We start from the raw sequence: 15509 nt of genomic DNA on the forward strand, positions 1-15509 counted from the left end.
ATGAAATATTTATATTTATTCACAAAACCCGAACAATGAACTTGATTCACTTTGGTTATCATAACGATTTAATAATACTATTATTAAATTGTGTCCATATTTCGAATCATTATATCCATTCCCATATTTCAAGATTTTCGACATCATTAGGGATTATCTTTGTTTTACTTATGGTAAACGACTACTCAAGTGGTTGAAATATTGATACTACCTACTAGTCACGCAATTGGCAATCACTTTAAAATAGAAAAACCACAGTTTTCTTCTTCACCCCATCGCTCTACTATGCTAAAGTAGTAAAACACTAAATTTTGATAGACGAGATAAAACTCTCACGAAAGCTGCTTTCTATTTTGAGGAGGAAGATCATGACCACAAGCTATCAAGGTACGAATAAAATGATTACAGGAATCGTGTTTGGTGTCATAACGTTTTGGCTTTTCGCGCAATCCATGGTCAATGTTGTTCCCGCAATCCAATCGGATCTAGGAATTTCACTGGGTGTACTTAATATTGCAATCAGTTTGACCGCTTTATTCTCAGGTATTTTCGTCGTGGCAGCAGGCGGGCTTGCTGATAAAATTGGTCGTAAGAAAATGACCTATTTCGGGCTCATATTAAGTATCATTGGCTCACTTTGCCTCGTGTTTACGAATGGTGCCGCACTGTTAATTATCGGACGGATCATCCAAGGATTATCGGCTGCTTGTATTATGCCAGCAACGATTGCCTTGATGAGAACGTACTATGAAGGTGCTGAAAGGCAACGTGCACTTAGTTATTGGTCCATCGGGTCTTGGGGTGGTTCGGGTGTTTGTTCATTTGCAGGAGGAGCTATCGCAACTTCTATGGGTTGGAGATGGATCTTTGTTTTCTCAATTATTTTCGCCATCTTGGCTATGATTTTGATCAAAGATACCCCCGAAAGCAAAGTTGAACAGCAAGGCTCTTCCCGTTTCGACTTTACCGGCTTAGTTGCATTTGTTTTAACGATGATTGCATTAAACGTGGTTATTACGCGCGGTGCAGATTTCGGATGGACAAGCCCGCTCACATTAAGTTTAATTGTCGCTACGCTAGTTGGAATGCTATTCTTCATCAAAATAGAAATAGGTAAATTACATGCTTTGATTGATTTTAAATTATTTAAAAACAAACCGTATACGGGTGCTACCATCTCCAACTTCTTATTAAACGCGGTTGCTGGTACGCTCGTTGTAGCAAATACATATGTGCAAGTCGGAAGAGGCTTCACGGCGTTTCAATCAGGTATGCTATCAATTGGCTATTTAGTGGCAGTCCTTGTCATGATCCGTGTCGGTGAAAAAGTACTGCAACGAACCGGTGCTAGATTACCAATGATGGCAGGCTCTATCTTGGCGGCAATTGGCATCGGGTTAATGGCTTTGACATTTTTACCGGACACAGCTTATATCATCGTTGTCTTTTTCGGATTTATCCTGTTCGGTGTAGGACTTGGGCTGTATGCAACACCGTCCACTGACACAGCTGTATCAAGTGCCCCTGAAGATAAAGTCGGTTCAGCGTCAGGTATTTACAAAATGGCGAGTTCTCTCGGCAGCTCCTTTGGCGTTGCCATATCTGCCACCGTGTACGGTACAATGACGATGACAGGCAATATTGAAAAGGCAGCCTCTGCCGGAATTATTACCAACGTTATATTCGCAGTACTTGCGTTAATAGCGATCATGTTTTTGGTTCCTAAAGCGAGACAAGATGCTACAAAACAAGTAGTCAGCAGACAAAATGAAAAATTTACAAATCCCGTTAATAATAGCGGTAGAATAGGATAGTATTTATATTAATACGCATAAAACAACCTTAAATCATAATCGATTTAAGGTTGTTTTATAAATTACTGTGTTTATTTCATAATTGTCTTGGTGACCGTCATCCACTAAAATTCAAACCTCCTGCTTTGCAGGTTTGTGCTGAATTGCCACTTGAAAGGTAGTCAGTTGTGAACTTATGATTGGATTATCCGCTGATTTTTGTTCATTTTTCTTATCATGCGTTTTTTGAGATGCTCTGCTACCCAACCATTCATCAAAAAACTTTCTTTCTTCCCATGTAGTGCAGATTTTCAACTCATCATATTCCGGACTATTTTCTTTTTTCAATACTTCCATTAAAACAAATCCCTCAAATGTATGAACAGATTTTGGTGTTTGAAAACGTGCAAGAACCTCTTCTACGTTTCCTTTTTTGATACGGATTGTATTTACTGCTTTCATCATAATTCAACTTCCTCCCTCAGTGTTAAAGACTCTAGATACTGGTATACAGTCCGTGCAGGTTCTCCACCCATTTGCGCATGTCGAAGCAATGCAATACCATGCGGACCTGGAGCCGCAATGACATTAGGCTGTATAGCAACGATTGCTTTTACGATACTTAGTTCGCCAAGCATCGCTGCCGCGAAGATATCCATTCGTGCACCACGTTCGAGTAGCCATTCTGCAATTGCACGATTACCTGTATGGGCTGCTGCCCCAAGCCCACTTTCCCAATCGTCACCTCCCCAGTTCGTAATGGAATGAAGAAGCGCCGGCTCTTGCTTTACTAACCTCTTTACCTCTTCAAAATCTCCATGTGCAGCAATAATAAACGCCCTTACCAACTCATTGCTAAGTGGCCCTTTTCTCATATAATTTCTTCCTTTCGTAACCTTATTGGTGTGAAAAATGGTTTTCCGTTGTCCTTATAGATATCTGCATCTATTTCAAAAATAGATTGAAACATTTCCCTACATAACACGCATTGCGGAATACCATCGTACTGAACCTTCCCATCCTTTAAAACGACAAGGCGATCACTATAACGTGCTGCTTGGTTGATGTCATGCAAGACCATTACAACAGTCATGCCAAACTTTGTATTTAACTCTTCGACAAGCTCCATCACTTCTAATTGGTGTGATATATCAAGAAATGTTGTTGGTTCATCTAACAGTAAAATCTTTGGCCGCTGGGCAACAGCCAGTGCAATCCATGCCCGTTGCCTTTCTCCACCAGAAAGTGATTGTAACGTCCGGTTTTTAAATCGAGTTAACCTCGTAACCTCCATCGCCCATTGAACGATTTCATCATCTTCTTTAGTCAACTTGCCGTAAGCCCCCCGATGTGGATACCTTCCAAATTCGATGAGTTCGCCTACCGTCAAATCGAGTTGATGATCTTGCATTTGTGGTAGCATGGCAAGTTTTTTTGCGACATCTAGACTTTTCATTGAACCAATCATTTGTCCATCTAGGATTACTTCACCACTTTTCGGAGTTATAAGACGTGAAACAAGTCGGAGCAATGTCGATTTACCAGACCCATTTGGACCTATTAAGCTGACGATTTCACCTTCCTTTATGTGTAAGTCAATCGCTTGTAACTGAAAGGAAGGAGAATGTTCGAATGCGACATCTTTAGTTAGAAGCAAATGAGTCCCTCCTTCTCTGAATCATATATAAGAAAAATGGGCCGCCTAAGAATGCCAACAAAATCCCCACTGGCAACTCGATTGGATTAAAAGCACTCCGTGCAACTGTATCAGCCAATACAACGAGCAACCCTCCGCCAAGTGCGGATGCAGGCAGTAAATAGCGATAATCTCCACCAATCATAATTCTTAATATATGTGGCACAACAAGCCCAACAAAGCCTATTAAACCGGCTACACTTACAGCTATTCCCGCAAGAAGTGTACTAAGAACAATTAGGAAAAAACGACTTTTTTCAACATTGTGGCCAAGCAGTTTTGCAACTTCATCACCAAGTCTTAAAATGCGAATATGCCTGATTGCAAACAAAGATAATACAAGCGCTCCAACCGCGTAATAAATAATCATTTCAAATTGAATCCACCCCACGCCCCCAATGCCACCGGCTAGCCATGGAAGAACTGATTGCACACGGTCGCTATATAACAGCATGAGTGCACTCATGAACGCACCAATTACGGCATTAATGGCTACACCAACTAATATAATACGTACGGGTGAAGTGCCGCCTTTCCAAGAGAACGCATAAATAATGAGCGCAGTGATGAGAGCCCCTATAAAAGCTGCTAAAGGCAAGAATAGGATATACGCCGGGAAGATAATCATAATAGTCGTTGCGGCGAGACCAGCTCCAGACGACACCCCTATAATTCCCGGATCTGCTAGTGGATTTTTCATTACGCCTTGTAAAATAGCACCAGATACCGCGAGACACATTCCGACAATCATTCCAATTAAAACTCGCGGGAAACGTAACTCCCATATAATTCGTCTAGCCAATGAATCATCTGAGTGAAAAAGACCACTCCAAACTTCACTGAATGTAAATGAAACAGGCCCAATCATTAAACTTACCGTACACGCAAATACAAGAAGGATACTAAAAGAGATAACTACAATTGTTCGTTTTTTTGCGAGTGGATGAACATTTTTAGATACTTGAACTTCTACCGCTTCCATTTTATTTAACCGCCGCTAGATTTTCCTTCATCACCTCAAGTGCTTCTACTACTTTTGTACCTGGGTTTGAACCAAATAAATGTGAAGGTAAAATAAATACATTGCCATTTTTTACTGCATCAAGATTTTTCCAAGCTGCATTCTTTTCCATTTCACTTTCAAAAGCCGCTTTTAACCCCTTCTGGATCGCCATGTGTAATCAGCATCACAACTTTTGGATTTCTTTCGATAATCTTTTCAACACTTAAACTCGCATACTGCGGATAATTCTCTTCTTGTGGAAAATCGGATGCAATATTTTCTCCACCCGCTTTTTCCAATAAATCACCTGTAAGAGAGTTTGGAAGAGCCGCTAGATACGTACCTGGCGCACCATATACCAATAGTGTTTTCACTGGATAAGAATTGGTTTTTCCGCTATTTTCTACTTCTTCCGTAATCGTTTTATTCATACTTTCAGCTTCTGTTTCTTTTTGAAATAGTTGTCCATATAGACGAATCGTTTCTTGAATATCAGCGATTGAATTTGCTTTAGTGTAAATAACCTTCGTTCCTTGTCGTTCTATATTTTCAGCATGTTGCTTGAAACTCATTGCTGCGGCTAAAACAGTTGGATGAACTTCCGCTAATTTCTCAAAGTTTGGCTGATGTGGATTACCGATTTCCGTAATACTTTCTACTTCTTTTGAAACAGGTCCACTTGCCGTTGGACGGCCAGTCACATTAGCACCTAATGCTAGTAAAATATCTAAGTCTCCTGAATTTAAAACTGCAATAGATTCTGGAGCACTTTCAAACGTAATACTTTCACCCGATGCATCTGTCACTTCAATAGCTGACGTTACCTCTTCTTTTTTCTCCTTATCTTTTGGTTCCTCTTCTTTCACTGCTGCTTTACCATTCTCCGTACCACATGCTGCTAAAACGAGTAACAACAGTACAGATAATAAAAGTAATGATACCTTCTTCATTTTCCACACTCCCAATTAATAATGATAATCATTCTCAGTGGTTTCCATTCTACTGATAACAATTCTCACTGTCAATGAATTATTTGAAAATAAAAAAACCAATCTAAGAGTTTCCCCCTAAATTGGCTCATTCATCATATTGAGTTTGATGATTCTTTTAATTTAACTTTAATATTAAATTTCCCATATCTATTTAGGTGAATTTCACGGCTTTGATTAAAGTGCATAAAAACAGCCTTAAATCGATAACCGATTTAAGGCTTCTTTATTAATTTTCGAACCAATAATAATCATCGTACTTGTTACAAACAATTATCTTGATGACTATCACCTATACAAGTGATCCGCCTTGTTTTAGGAACTTTTGAATTCCTTCTGCCGCTCTATATGATAGAGCGCCAAGTGTACCAGTTGGATTGAAAGAACTGTTATGAGGGAATGCAGAAGCACCCGCCACAAAAACGTTCTCGGCATCCCACATTTGCAAGTACGAGTTAACGGCTGAAGTTTCCCGGTCAGCACCCATAATTACTCCGCCTGTATTATGCGTATTTGTATCTTTGTTTACATTGAATTCACCTTGTTCATCAGCGGTATCAATGATGTCAGCCCCCATTGCTTCTGCTACTGAACGTGTCACTTTCGACATATATTTCACCAATTCGCGATCTTGTTCTGTGTAATCATATGTCATGCGAAGTAACGGCATACCGTATGCATCTTTATAATCAGGGTCAAGATCAAGGTAGTTATTTTGATGAGGCATACTCGCACCTTGTGAAGCAACCTTCAAGTAGCTGTTCGCATATTTGATCGATTGTTTCTTGAATTCAGGCCCCCAAGTAGGCGTGCCGCTTGGTACAACATTGTTTGCAATTGGACGTGCACCATATTGGAACATACGGATTCCAGCACCATGAATAAAGTTCTCGTTCGAATGGTCAAAGTTATCGCCAACGAATTCAGGAATCTCCATGCCTAATGCCCCTGCACCTGCATACAGATTGAATTCTTTATCTTCAAAGAATGCCATTGAAGAACCAGTACTTACTTGATAGCAATAGTTTTTCCCGATTGAACCTTTTCCAGTTTTCGGATTATAAGGTTGTCCGAGACCAGAATTGAGCAAAAGTCGTGCATTGTTAAATACATAACTTGCAACAACTACAACATCTGCCGGTTGTTCAAACTCTTCCCCGGTAATCGTATCCACGTAAACAACGCCTGTTGCTTTTTTTCCATCTTTTAAAATACGTACTACATTTGAGTGTGTGCGTAGGTCAAGTTTTCCTGTCTCTCTTGCAACTGGAATAACCGTTACGGCTGGATCCGCTTTCGCACCATACTCACAACCGAAGTTCTCACAATAAGCACAATATTGACAGGCCGCACGTGAAATACCATCTGGATTTTCGTAGAACTCCGACAAATTCCCAGAAGGAACCATATAAGGTGTATAGCCTAACTTTTTCGTTGCCTCCTCGAAGACTTTTAAAACAGGAGTTTTCAACATTGGACCTGTCGGATATGGATTCGAACGTTTTCCGTAAGCTTCCACTGTTTCGCCGGAAATACCCGCCATTTTTTCAAATGTATCGTAATAAGGCTCTATTTCGTCATATGTTATACCCCAGTCTTGGATGGGCATATCCGATTTAATTTTCCCTTTACCGTACCTTTTCTCTGTTAAAGTTTTGATTTCAAAGTCATATGGAAGGAAACGATACGTTTGACCATTCCAGTGACTTCCCGCTCCACCAACTCCATCACCAACGATGAATGATCCATAATAACGCATTGGAAGTGCACGCATCTCAAGATTATTACGATGTGTAATCGTTTCTTTCGATAAGTCTTGCATTAGCTCCGTCCGATGTTGATAACGCAGTTCATCATGCCCCATTAAGTAATCGGCAGTTGATCGATCTTTTCCACGTTCTAGTCCCACGACTTGAATTCCTGCTTTTGTTAGTTCGGCTGCAATAATACCGCCAGCCCAGCCCATACCTACGATAACGACAGGTACTTTAGGTAATTTTGTACTCATTGTTGTCATTCATTCCTTCCTATAATCAATGTCCCATGTGGCTGTTTAAGCCTTGCGGTTCTAGTACGACGAAGTTTTCACTTTGAATTTCTTGGAGGTAAGTCATCCGTGAGCCAGGATATTTCCTCATTTTCCAACCAAGCATCTCTTTGTTACCGCCATATAATGGATCGGCATACACACCTTCCATCGTTAATGAACGTAATAAGTTAAAGAACTCAGTGGAAGAAACACCTTTATAAACAGTCGTTTTCCCTTCACTAAAATCGGTTAATACAGCATCTTGTTCCGCTATTTCCAATTCAGTAAATTTCTTTTCAAATTGTTTAACACTGTAGGTATTCAATGCTAGTAAACCTGCCGGGAACAAGTCTTTACGAAGCATTTTTGTTTGTCCGCCTTGTGTTGGTTCCGGTGTATGGAATGCCCCTAAGCGATAATCCTTCACGTTTAGTCCCCATGGGCTCGCAAGTTGATGGTCAATATAGATGGCAGCATTTAATTCTTTTGCTCCTGGGCCATTTTCATCTTCTGGGAAAATTCGTTCGCTTGCTGCTTGTGTTAATTGATATTGTTCGGTTGTAAAGAATATTAATGCAACGTTCGGATTTGCAGTAGGAGTATGTGCTTGTTTTACCGGTGCAGGTGTTTTAGGTTCGTTCCCTAACAAACTCCCCAATGCGCCACCCAGTACTACACCACCTACCGTCAATCCTGAATTTTTTAAAAACGTACGCCTTGAAGAACGTTTATCTACAAATGAATTCTTTTCTTGCTTCGACATGATAAAACCTCCAAATTCTAACTGTATTAATATAATCTAATTATTTAGCTAGCTAAGTATCAGACAATAACAAAAACATTCTAGTTGTAAAGGCTAGATAGAGCAGAATATATAATTGCGCACATCAACAGGGATGTTATGAAAATTGCATACTTTTTTTCTGACCATGAAACTATAATAATAGATAAGCCAATTGCGGCACCGATGAATGTATACCAAGGATAACCATCATTAAAAACGATAAGAAACGTAGCCAATCCACCGATTAACAAGATGGGTAAAAATACCTGGCTGATGATTTTAAACTCTTCATTGTAATACTGAGACACCTTCATTCTCCTTTCTTTCGATTCCGTGAATAAACGTCCTATTATTTAGTAAATCGATTTAGTAACGGATAGTATGTTGTGGTCCAAATCAATGCGTTCTTAATTCTACTACTTTTTTTTCTTTATTGATATGGATTAGAAATATCTTTCCCTTCATCCGAGAAAGTTATTATTTTCCGAATTTACTCTTCTTAATTATTGAGCGTCCTATTATTTACAATTCATTTTTGATGTGTATAATGTGTAGGGTAGTTAGATTACCTTTCTTAATTCTACTACATTTTTTCAATTTAGTATGAATTAAAGCTATTATTTTTGGTAAATAAGAAAGTTTATATCTTCTGAATTTACTTTTTAGCATTATAAGATAGTGGGTGGTAAGAAGCATGAAACTAGAACAAGAATATACTCTTGTCGAACATCTAACGGAGCTCAGAAAGCGGCTAATTATTGTAGCCGTGACTTTTATAATATCGCTAGCAATAGGTTTCGGTATTGCACCTAAAATATTAACGTTCATCAAAATGCAACCTACAGCCCGTCATGTCGAATGGAACGTATTCGGCTATACGGATGGGCTTATGATTTATGTAAAATGCGCTTTACTGTTGGCTATTCTGATTACATTACCCATTGCATTGTACCAGACGTGGTTATTTGTAAAACCGGGAATGTCCAGAGACGAATCAAAAGGAACAGTCATGTTTATTCCGGCCTCTTTTTTATTGTTTTTGGCGGGGGTCAGTTTTAGTTATTTTCTCCTCTTCCCTTTAATGTTGAACTTTATGTCAAATATCAATGAATCGATTGGTGCAGTTGAAACATATGGGATGAAGCAATACTTTACGTTCATGTTTAACTTAATCATTCCAATAGGTATTGTCTTCGAATTGCCGGTCGTCATCCTTTTTTTAACGAAGTTAGGTATTGTAACACCAGAAAAGTTGAGAAAAATGAGAAAGATCGCTTACTTCATGCTTGTAGTAGTCGGAGTTTCAATAACACCACCTGATTTCATTTCCGACTTTCTGATCATTATTCCTTTATTACTACTATTTGAGATCAGCATTCTGGTATCAAGCTGGTCACTGAAAAAAAAGCGTGCAAATGAAGTAAGACGAGAGAAGATGTCGAAGGATTAAGATCGAAGCATTCTTGTAATCAGGAATGTTATACTGATTCAAGTAGCTGTGAGCATGTACAATTCCCAAATAAATGTACATGAATTCAAAGGAGGAACAAATCATGCCATCAAGTATCGGTGTACCCGGTTTAATTATAATTCTAGTGATTGCTTTAATCATATTCGGACCATCCAAGTTGCCTCAATTAGGCAAAGCTGTTGGACAAACACTGAAAGAATTTAAGAATTCAACGAAAGACATCATGGACGATGTCACAGATGAGTTTAAATCAGACGATAAAGAATCCACAGAGAAAAAGAAAATTTAATAGGTAACTCAAAAAAGCCAGCATCAAATACAACTCTCAATTTAGAATTGTATTTGATCCTGGCTCTTTTTATTAAAATATAATACGATTCAATGTAATCTCGATACTCCGATATCAATCTGGCCAGTAATATTAGCAGTCTACTCACTTTCCCACTAATCATATGAAACATAAAAATTACAAGGTAGTCAGTGTTTCATTTATGAATAGTAACAGTGGTTCCAATCGAGACCATAGACGCTAATTCTAGAACATCTTCATTATGCATTCGGATACATCCATGTGACACGCTTTTCCCAATAGATGAAGGATTATTGGTGCCATGTATCCCATAATGAGGTTTTGATAACCCCATCCAAAAAGCCCCGAAAGGTCCACCAGGATTGCTTTGTTTGTTTATAATTCTGTATGTCCCCATTGGCGTCGCTGTGACCATTTTCCCTACCGCAATCGGATATATTTTCATTAAGTGATGACCATCGTAAAGTTTTAATCGGTGTTTCCTTGTGGATATATCGATCCATAGGTTGATAAGATCACCTCCATACAAAAGTGAGCGTTCATTTATTGTATGAGGATGGTTCCTAGTTAACTGGGTCCAAAATTATCTATATATGTTGAACAAATGAATACGGCGTATGAGCTTTACAAGGGCTTTTGGGAGGCCGATGAAAAGTCCTAATACTTGGAACGAATTGGAGTTCCCGCTAATACCGCTTCGACGCTTTGTGGATGCCTCCCGCGATAAGCCAGGGCACTGAAAAAGTACAATTTCCTTCAATACCGTTGATTTCCGCTCCGAGCGGACGTTTCCGCGGGCACGGCTTCAGCCAATCGAACTACGAAGGGTTCGATTTGCCGTATTTCTGTGTTCTTTGCAGAAATTAAGGCATTCTTGCCCCGTGCTCCCAACGCTAGCGCTTTTGCTCGCAAAAGCCGTTCTTCGTAACGGCTCTTCCTGCGGGGTCTTCAGCTCGCGCTGTTCCCGCTGGAGTCGCCGCTCTTCACTACAGTCAACTAGTTCTTACTATAAAAAAGAACTTTTTCAGTGGCTTATCGCTTCGGCTACCACGAAGTCGCGCCTTCGCTGGATGGTCTATGTGAGAAAGCGCATTTCATTAGCGGTGATGAAATCTGCAAACTGGAGTACGTCTTTCTTGACTATAAGTAGTATCAACTAGTAATCACCTTACAATCTCGCCATATACATCCAAAATCACATTTCTCTCGATAATGTACACCCTAGCGCAGGCGCGGCAAAGGCATCCCCAAAGCGCCAAGCGTTCTACAATCCACACCCCGAATTAAAACTCTCTCCTTATTGAGCGCCACAGTAAATTCAATGAAATTCTTTAATTCAACATATATAGCCCGTATTATCAGTCCTAAATTACGATATTTCCCCTAATTTTATTAACAAATAAGATTGAATTCTCTATTTACAATTCATCCTAAGAGTGCTATTATCTATAAAAATCAAATGCGTCGAAGAGAAGAGTAGCTAACGTTCATTCTTTGCAGAAAGCTCCGGTTGCTGAAAAGGAGTAAGAATGCGTTATCGAAACAAGTCTCTGAGCATCACTCCGGAACCAGCAATGGGGATAGAGTGACAGGAGCTCCTGTTATAGAGCCAGGGTATACGCATCTATTTGCCGTACCTGATAAGGTTACGATGGAAACATCGTAATAAACTGGGGTGGCACCACGATTGATACAATCTCGTCCTCAAGACTTAAGGTCTTGGGGGTGGGATTTTTTTATTGTCAAAAAATGAATGATAGAGGAGGAAAATCAAATGAGGCTTGGGAACGTAGTTGAATCTTGGAAATATCCTTTAATGTTGTTAGCTGGAATTGGCATTTCTAATGTGGGCGCCTGGATTTATTTAATTGCGCTTAATTTGATTATCCTTGAGAAAACAGGTTCTCCGCTTGCAGTGGCTGTCCTTTATATCCTTAAACCTTTGGCTACGTTATGTACAAATTTTTGGTCAGGCAGCGTCATAGACCGGTTAAATAAACGTAATTTAATGGTCACTCTTAACCTGGTTAGTGCGGTATTTATCGCTACCTTATCTTTTCCTTCTTCTCTTTGGTCGATCTATCTAGTCGTTTTTTTAATCAATATAGCACGCTCTATATTTGACCCGACATCTATGACTTATATTACAAAACTGATTCCCCCTAAGGATAGAAAACGGTTTAATTCATTACGCAGTTTAATCGATTCTGGAGGCTTTCTAATTGGGCCAGCTATAGCGGGATTGTTATTTATCATCGGCACACCCATTTTTGCCATTTACATGAACGCAATCGCTTTATTATTATCAGGATTAGTCACTATGATGATGCCCAACCTCGAAAAACACATACAGTTTAATAGTACCGATGAAAAAATATCTTTTGAAGTAGTGAAGCAAGATTGGACTGTTGTGTTTAATTTTAGTCGTCGCTACGCCTATATCATGTTCATTTACTTTCTTTTTGGCTGTGTAATGGTCATGGCTACAGCTATTGACTCACTTGAAGTGGCATTTGCTAAAGAGGTCCTTTCTTTATCGGATAGTGAATATAGTTTTTTAGTCAGCATAGCGGGAGCGGGGATCGTAATGGGCGCAATTATTAATACGATGATTGCCACTAAATCATCGACTTCTTTGTTAATCGGTTTAGGCTCCCTATTCGTTTCTATCGGCTATATTGTTTACGCTTTTTCCACTATCTTTTTCATGGCAGCTATTGGGTTTTTCATTCTTTCCTTTTCTCTCGCCTTTGCGAATACAGGCTTCCATACCTTTTACCAAAACAATATCCCAGTCGATGTGATGGGGAGAGTCGGAAGTATTTACGGATTAATTGAAGCTGTTTTAATCATACTTGCAACGACCATAGCTGGCGTGGCAGCTCAACTCATTTCTATTCAGTATGTTGTCATTGTAGGGACATTTGTGATGTTGGTGATTTCCATTACACTGTTTCTTTTTAACATCCGTCCTTCAAAGGCAAAACTATACTCGACTGCCTCTGTAGATTAAATATTAGATCCTTTGTTACAACGCCACTGGACATTCCTATCTCATCATTTAAGATCGATTGCACAACCTTTCATTTCTTTACAAACTATTAACACAAATTTACATGTCCTTCATGTTAGATTAACAACTTCACTTTATAGTTAAATTTGATAGTAGATTAAATAGGAGGTTTTACATTGATGAAAAAGCAGTTCTTTAAAAAAGTTATCCCCATCGCAGTTCTTTCTACTGTTTTGGTCGCAAGTTGGAGTGGTGCAATCACTAATCCAAGCGCCCAGGCAAATGAAGCAGAACTAAACAACAATGCAGAAATCAAAAATGTGATTTTCCTCATTGGTGATGGAATGGGCGTATCCTATACTTCCGCTTATCGTTACTTGAAAGATGATCCTACTACACCTATTGTTGAGAAGACAGCGTTTGACAACTACCTCGTTGGTCAGCAAATGACTTACCCAGAAGATCCTGAACAAACAATAACAGATTCCGCTTCCGCTGCAACTGCAATGTCTGCAGGTGTAAAAACATATAACGCCGCAATTGCTGTGGATAACGACAAATCTAACGTAAAAACTGTTTTAGAGGCTGCAAAAGAAACAGGCAAATCGACTGGACTTATTGCTACCTCAGAAATTACTCATGCAACGCCTGCTGCATTCGGTGCTCACAATGAAAACCGTAAAAATATGGATGCAATTGCCGATGATTATTACAATGAATTAATCAATGGTGAGCATAAAATTGATGTCCTCCTAGGCGGTGGGAAATCAAATTTTGAGCGCTCAGATGTGAATCTTACAGAATCCTTTAAAAAAGATGGATTTAGCTATGTAACCACTAAAGATGAACTGTTAAAGGATACTAATAATCAAATTCTAGGGTTATTTGCTACTGGCGGTCTTCCCAAAATGATTGATCGTCCAGATGATATCCCTTCACTTGAAGAAATGACTACTACAGCAATCGATCGCTTAAGTAAAAATGACAATGGTTTCTTCCTTATGATAGAAGGTAGCCAAATTGACTGGGCTGGCCACGATAATGACATTGTTGGTGCAATGAGCGAAATGGAAGACTTTGAAAAAGCATTTAATGCAGCTATTGAATTTGCAAAAAAAGATAAGCATACGCTAGTCGTAGCAACTGCTGACCATTCTACAGGTGGATTTTCTATAGGTGCAGACGGTAATTATAACTGGCTCACTGATACAATCAAAGCCGCAAAACGGACACCGTCCTTCATGGCAGATGAAATTGCTAATGGTGCTGATGTCGAGAAAACCTTAAAAAGCTATATTGATCAAGAGTTATTACCACTGACAGAAGTTGAAATCGAATCTGTTAAAACTGCTGGTGAAAAAGCGAGTGATATCAATAACGCAATCAAATCAATTTTTGACAAGCGTTCTTATACAGGTTGGACAACAGGTGGACATACTGGTGAAGACGTACCTGTGTATGCTTTCGGTCCATCTAAAGATCGTTTTGCCGGGTTACTCGATAATACAGACCATGCACAAATCATATTCAACATTTTAGATACGGATAAAAGTCAGTAATACTAGTCAGAACCCGTTGCTTCCATTGAAGCAACGGGTTTATTTTTTCATACAAAAAAAGCCCGAGTGATCTATTCCCGAACCTTTCTTTAGTAAAATGAAATTACACCGTTTCCCCCCTTTTATCCTCTCCTAAATTCCGCCCCAAAAAGTCTTACCGAATACGGATGTGTAAAATCGAATCTACCTTCCACTTTCACACTTTCATCGACAATCTCCCCGTTATTCATCACATATAGCCGGTCACACATATACGCAACAGCTTGCAAATCATGCGCTATGAAAAGTAAGGCCATGCCGGTTTCACGGTTAAGTTCTATTAGTAAATCAATAATTTCTTTTTGAATCAATCGATCCAGACTGGAAATGATTTCATCACATACGAGTAGTTTAGGTTCAACGAGAATTGATCTGAGCAAGTTAACACGTTGCCTTTCTCCACCACTCAGTTCGGAAGGACGTCTATGTAAATGAGCTTCCGTTAACTTTACCTTGCAGAGCATGCGTCGAATATGAGCATCCCGGTCCCCTTTCTTATTACGAAGCGGTTCCATCAAGATTTCACGTACAGTCCATAATGGATTGAGGGCAGCCGATGCGTTTTGAAAGATGAGTTGGCACCCTTTGTAAAATGCTTTTCGGGACTGCCTCGTGACGAGCGAACCATTGAATAAAATTGTTCCGTCATCAGGCGCTTCAAGTTGCATAATTACACGTGTCAGCGTACTTTTCCCGCTTCCACTTTCCCCGACAAGCCCAACGATTTCACCTTCTCCAACTGTGAGATTGATTGCACGAAGGACTTCTTTCGCTTTAGTTCCACTACCATACCTTTTTGATACACTTTCCATCACTAACACCG

At 39.5% G+C, this 15509-nt stretch carries 14 protein-coding genes, 1 pseudogene and 1 other annotated feature; of the genes and pseudogenes, 5 read left to right on the top strand and 10 right to left on the bottom strand.

What is annotated here, in order from left to right:
• The first annotated feature begins 368 nt into the window (after positions 1–368).
• Positions 369–1814 carry an MFS transporter gene (locus tag H7992_RS23080; protein WP_187046158.1) on the top strand — a complete coding sequence of 482 codons (1446 nt, stop codon included), beginning with the start codon at positions 369–371 and terminating at the stop codon, positions 1812–1814.
• Between the two features lie 111 nt (positions 1815–1925).
• Here the strand turns inward: H7992_RS23080 and H7992_RS23085 are convergent, their stop codons facing one another.
• The 8 genes and pseudogenes from H7992_RS23085 to H7992_RS23120 all read right to left on the bottom strand — a co-directional run bounded on the left by H7992_RS23085 (position 1926) and on the right by H7992_RS23120 (position 8602).
• On the bottom strand, positions 1926–2258 hold the full coding sequence (locus H7992_RS23085; protein WP_067213608.1) for an antibiotic biosynthesis monooxygenase: 333 nt from the start codon (positions 2256–2258) through the stop codon (positions 1926–1928).
• Positions 2255–2668 carry an ankyrin repeat domain-containing protein gene (locus H7992_RS23090; RefSeq protein ID WP_187046159.1) on the bottom strand — a complete coding sequence of 138 codons (414 nt, stop codon included), beginning with the start codon at positions 2666–2668 and terminating at the stop codon, positions 2255–2257. Before H7992_RS23090 ends, H7992_RS23085 begins: the two co-directional genes overlap by 4 nt.
• Positions 2665–3450, bottom strand: a complete 786-nt coding sequence (locus tag H7992_RS23095) for an ABC transporter ATP-binding protein (RefSeq protein WP_187046160.1) — start codon at positions 3448–3450, stop codon at positions 2665–2667. Before H7992_RS23095 ends, H7992_RS23090 begins: the two co-directional genes overlap by 4 nt.
• On the bottom strand, positions 3437–4471 hold the full coding sequence (locus tag H7992_RS23100; protein WP_187046161.1) for a FecCD family ABC transporter permease: 1035 nt from the start codon (positions 4469–4471) through the stop codon (positions 3437–3439). Before H7992_RS23100 ends, H7992_RS23095 begins: the two co-directional genes overlap by 14 nt.
• Before the next feature lies 1 nt (position 4472).
• Positions 4473–5442 (bottom strand): annotated as a pseudogene (locus H7992_RS23105) (ABC transporter substrate-binding protein).
• Between the two features lie 331 nt (positions 5443–5773).
• Entirely contained in the window at positions 5774–7489 is a 1716-nt protein-coding gene (locus H7992_RS23110; RefSeq protein ID WP_067214101.1) for a GMC family oxidoreductase, read from the bottom strand.
• Between the two features lie 25 nt (positions 7490–7514).
• On the bottom strand, positions 7515–8273 hold the full coding sequence (locus H7992_RS23115; protein ID WP_067213613.1) for a gluconate 2-dehydrogenase subunit 3 family protein: 759 nt from the start codon (positions 8271–8273) through the stop codon (positions 7515–7517).
• An 80-nt stretch (positions 8274–8353) separates the two neighbouring features.
• Complete coding sequence (locus H7992_RS23120) at positions 8354–8602, bottom strand: hypothetical protein (protein WP_187046162.1); 249 nt, start codon at positions 8600–8602, stop codon at positions 8354–8356.
• 386 nt (positions 8603–8988) lie between these two features.
• On the opposite strand from H7992_RS23120, the gene tatC reads away from it, so the two are divergent.
• Positions 8989–9744 carry a twin-arginine translocase subunit TatC gene (tatC, locus tag H7992_RS23125; protein ID WP_187046163.1) on the top strand — a complete coding sequence of 252 codons (756 nt, stop codon included), beginning with the start codon at positions 8989–8991 and terminating at the stop codon, positions 9742–9744.
• Positions 9745–9847: 103 nt separating this feature from the next.
• The gene (tatA, locus tag H7992_RS23130) at positions 9848–10054 is read left to right on the top strand and encodes a twin-arginine translocase TatA/TatE family subunit (RefSeq protein WP_067213616.1); all 207 of its coding nucleotides are present in this window, start codon (positions 9848–9850) and stop codon (positions 10052–10054) included.
• 196 nt (positions 10055–10250) lie between these two features.
• Here the strand turns inward: tatA and H7992_RS23135 are convergent, their stop codons facing one another.
• Complete coding sequence (locus H7992_RS23135) at positions 10251–10586, bottom strand: L,D-transpeptidase (protein ID WP_067214102.1); 336 nt, start codon at positions 10584–10586, stop codon at positions 10251–10253.
• 944 nt (positions 10587–11530) lie between these two features.
• Positions 11531–11784 (top strand) — a binding site (T-box leader).
• Between the two features lie 65 nt (positions 11785–11849).
• Here H7992_RS23135 and H7992_RS23140 point away from each other — a divergent pair.
• Positions 11850–13088, top strand: a complete 1239-nt coding sequence (locus H7992_RS23140; RefSeq protein WP_187046164.1) for an MFS transporter — start codon at positions 11850–11852, stop codon at positions 13086–13088.
• 179 nt (positions 13089–13267) lie between these two features.
• Positions 13268–14647, top strand: coding sequence for an alkaline phosphatase (locus tag H7992_RS23145; RefSeq protein WP_187048024.1), 1380 nt, complete (start codon positions 13268–13270; stop codon positions 14645–14647).
• Positions 14648–14769: 122 nt separating this feature from the next.
• Here H7992_RS23145 and H7992_RS23150 read toward each other — a convergent pair whose 3' ends face one another.
• On the bottom strand, positions 14770–15498 hold the full coding sequence (locus tag H7992_RS23150; protein WP_187048025.1) for an ABC transporter ATP-binding protein: 729 nt from the start codon (positions 15496–15498) through the stop codon (positions 14770–14772).
• Positions 15499–15509 lie beyond the last annotated feature (11 nt).

It is taken from the genome of Sporosarcina sp. resist (assembly GCF_014302295.1).
Classification (GTDB): Bacteria; Bacillota; Bacilli; order Bacillales_A; family Planococcaceae; genus Sporosarcina; species Sporosarcina psychrophila.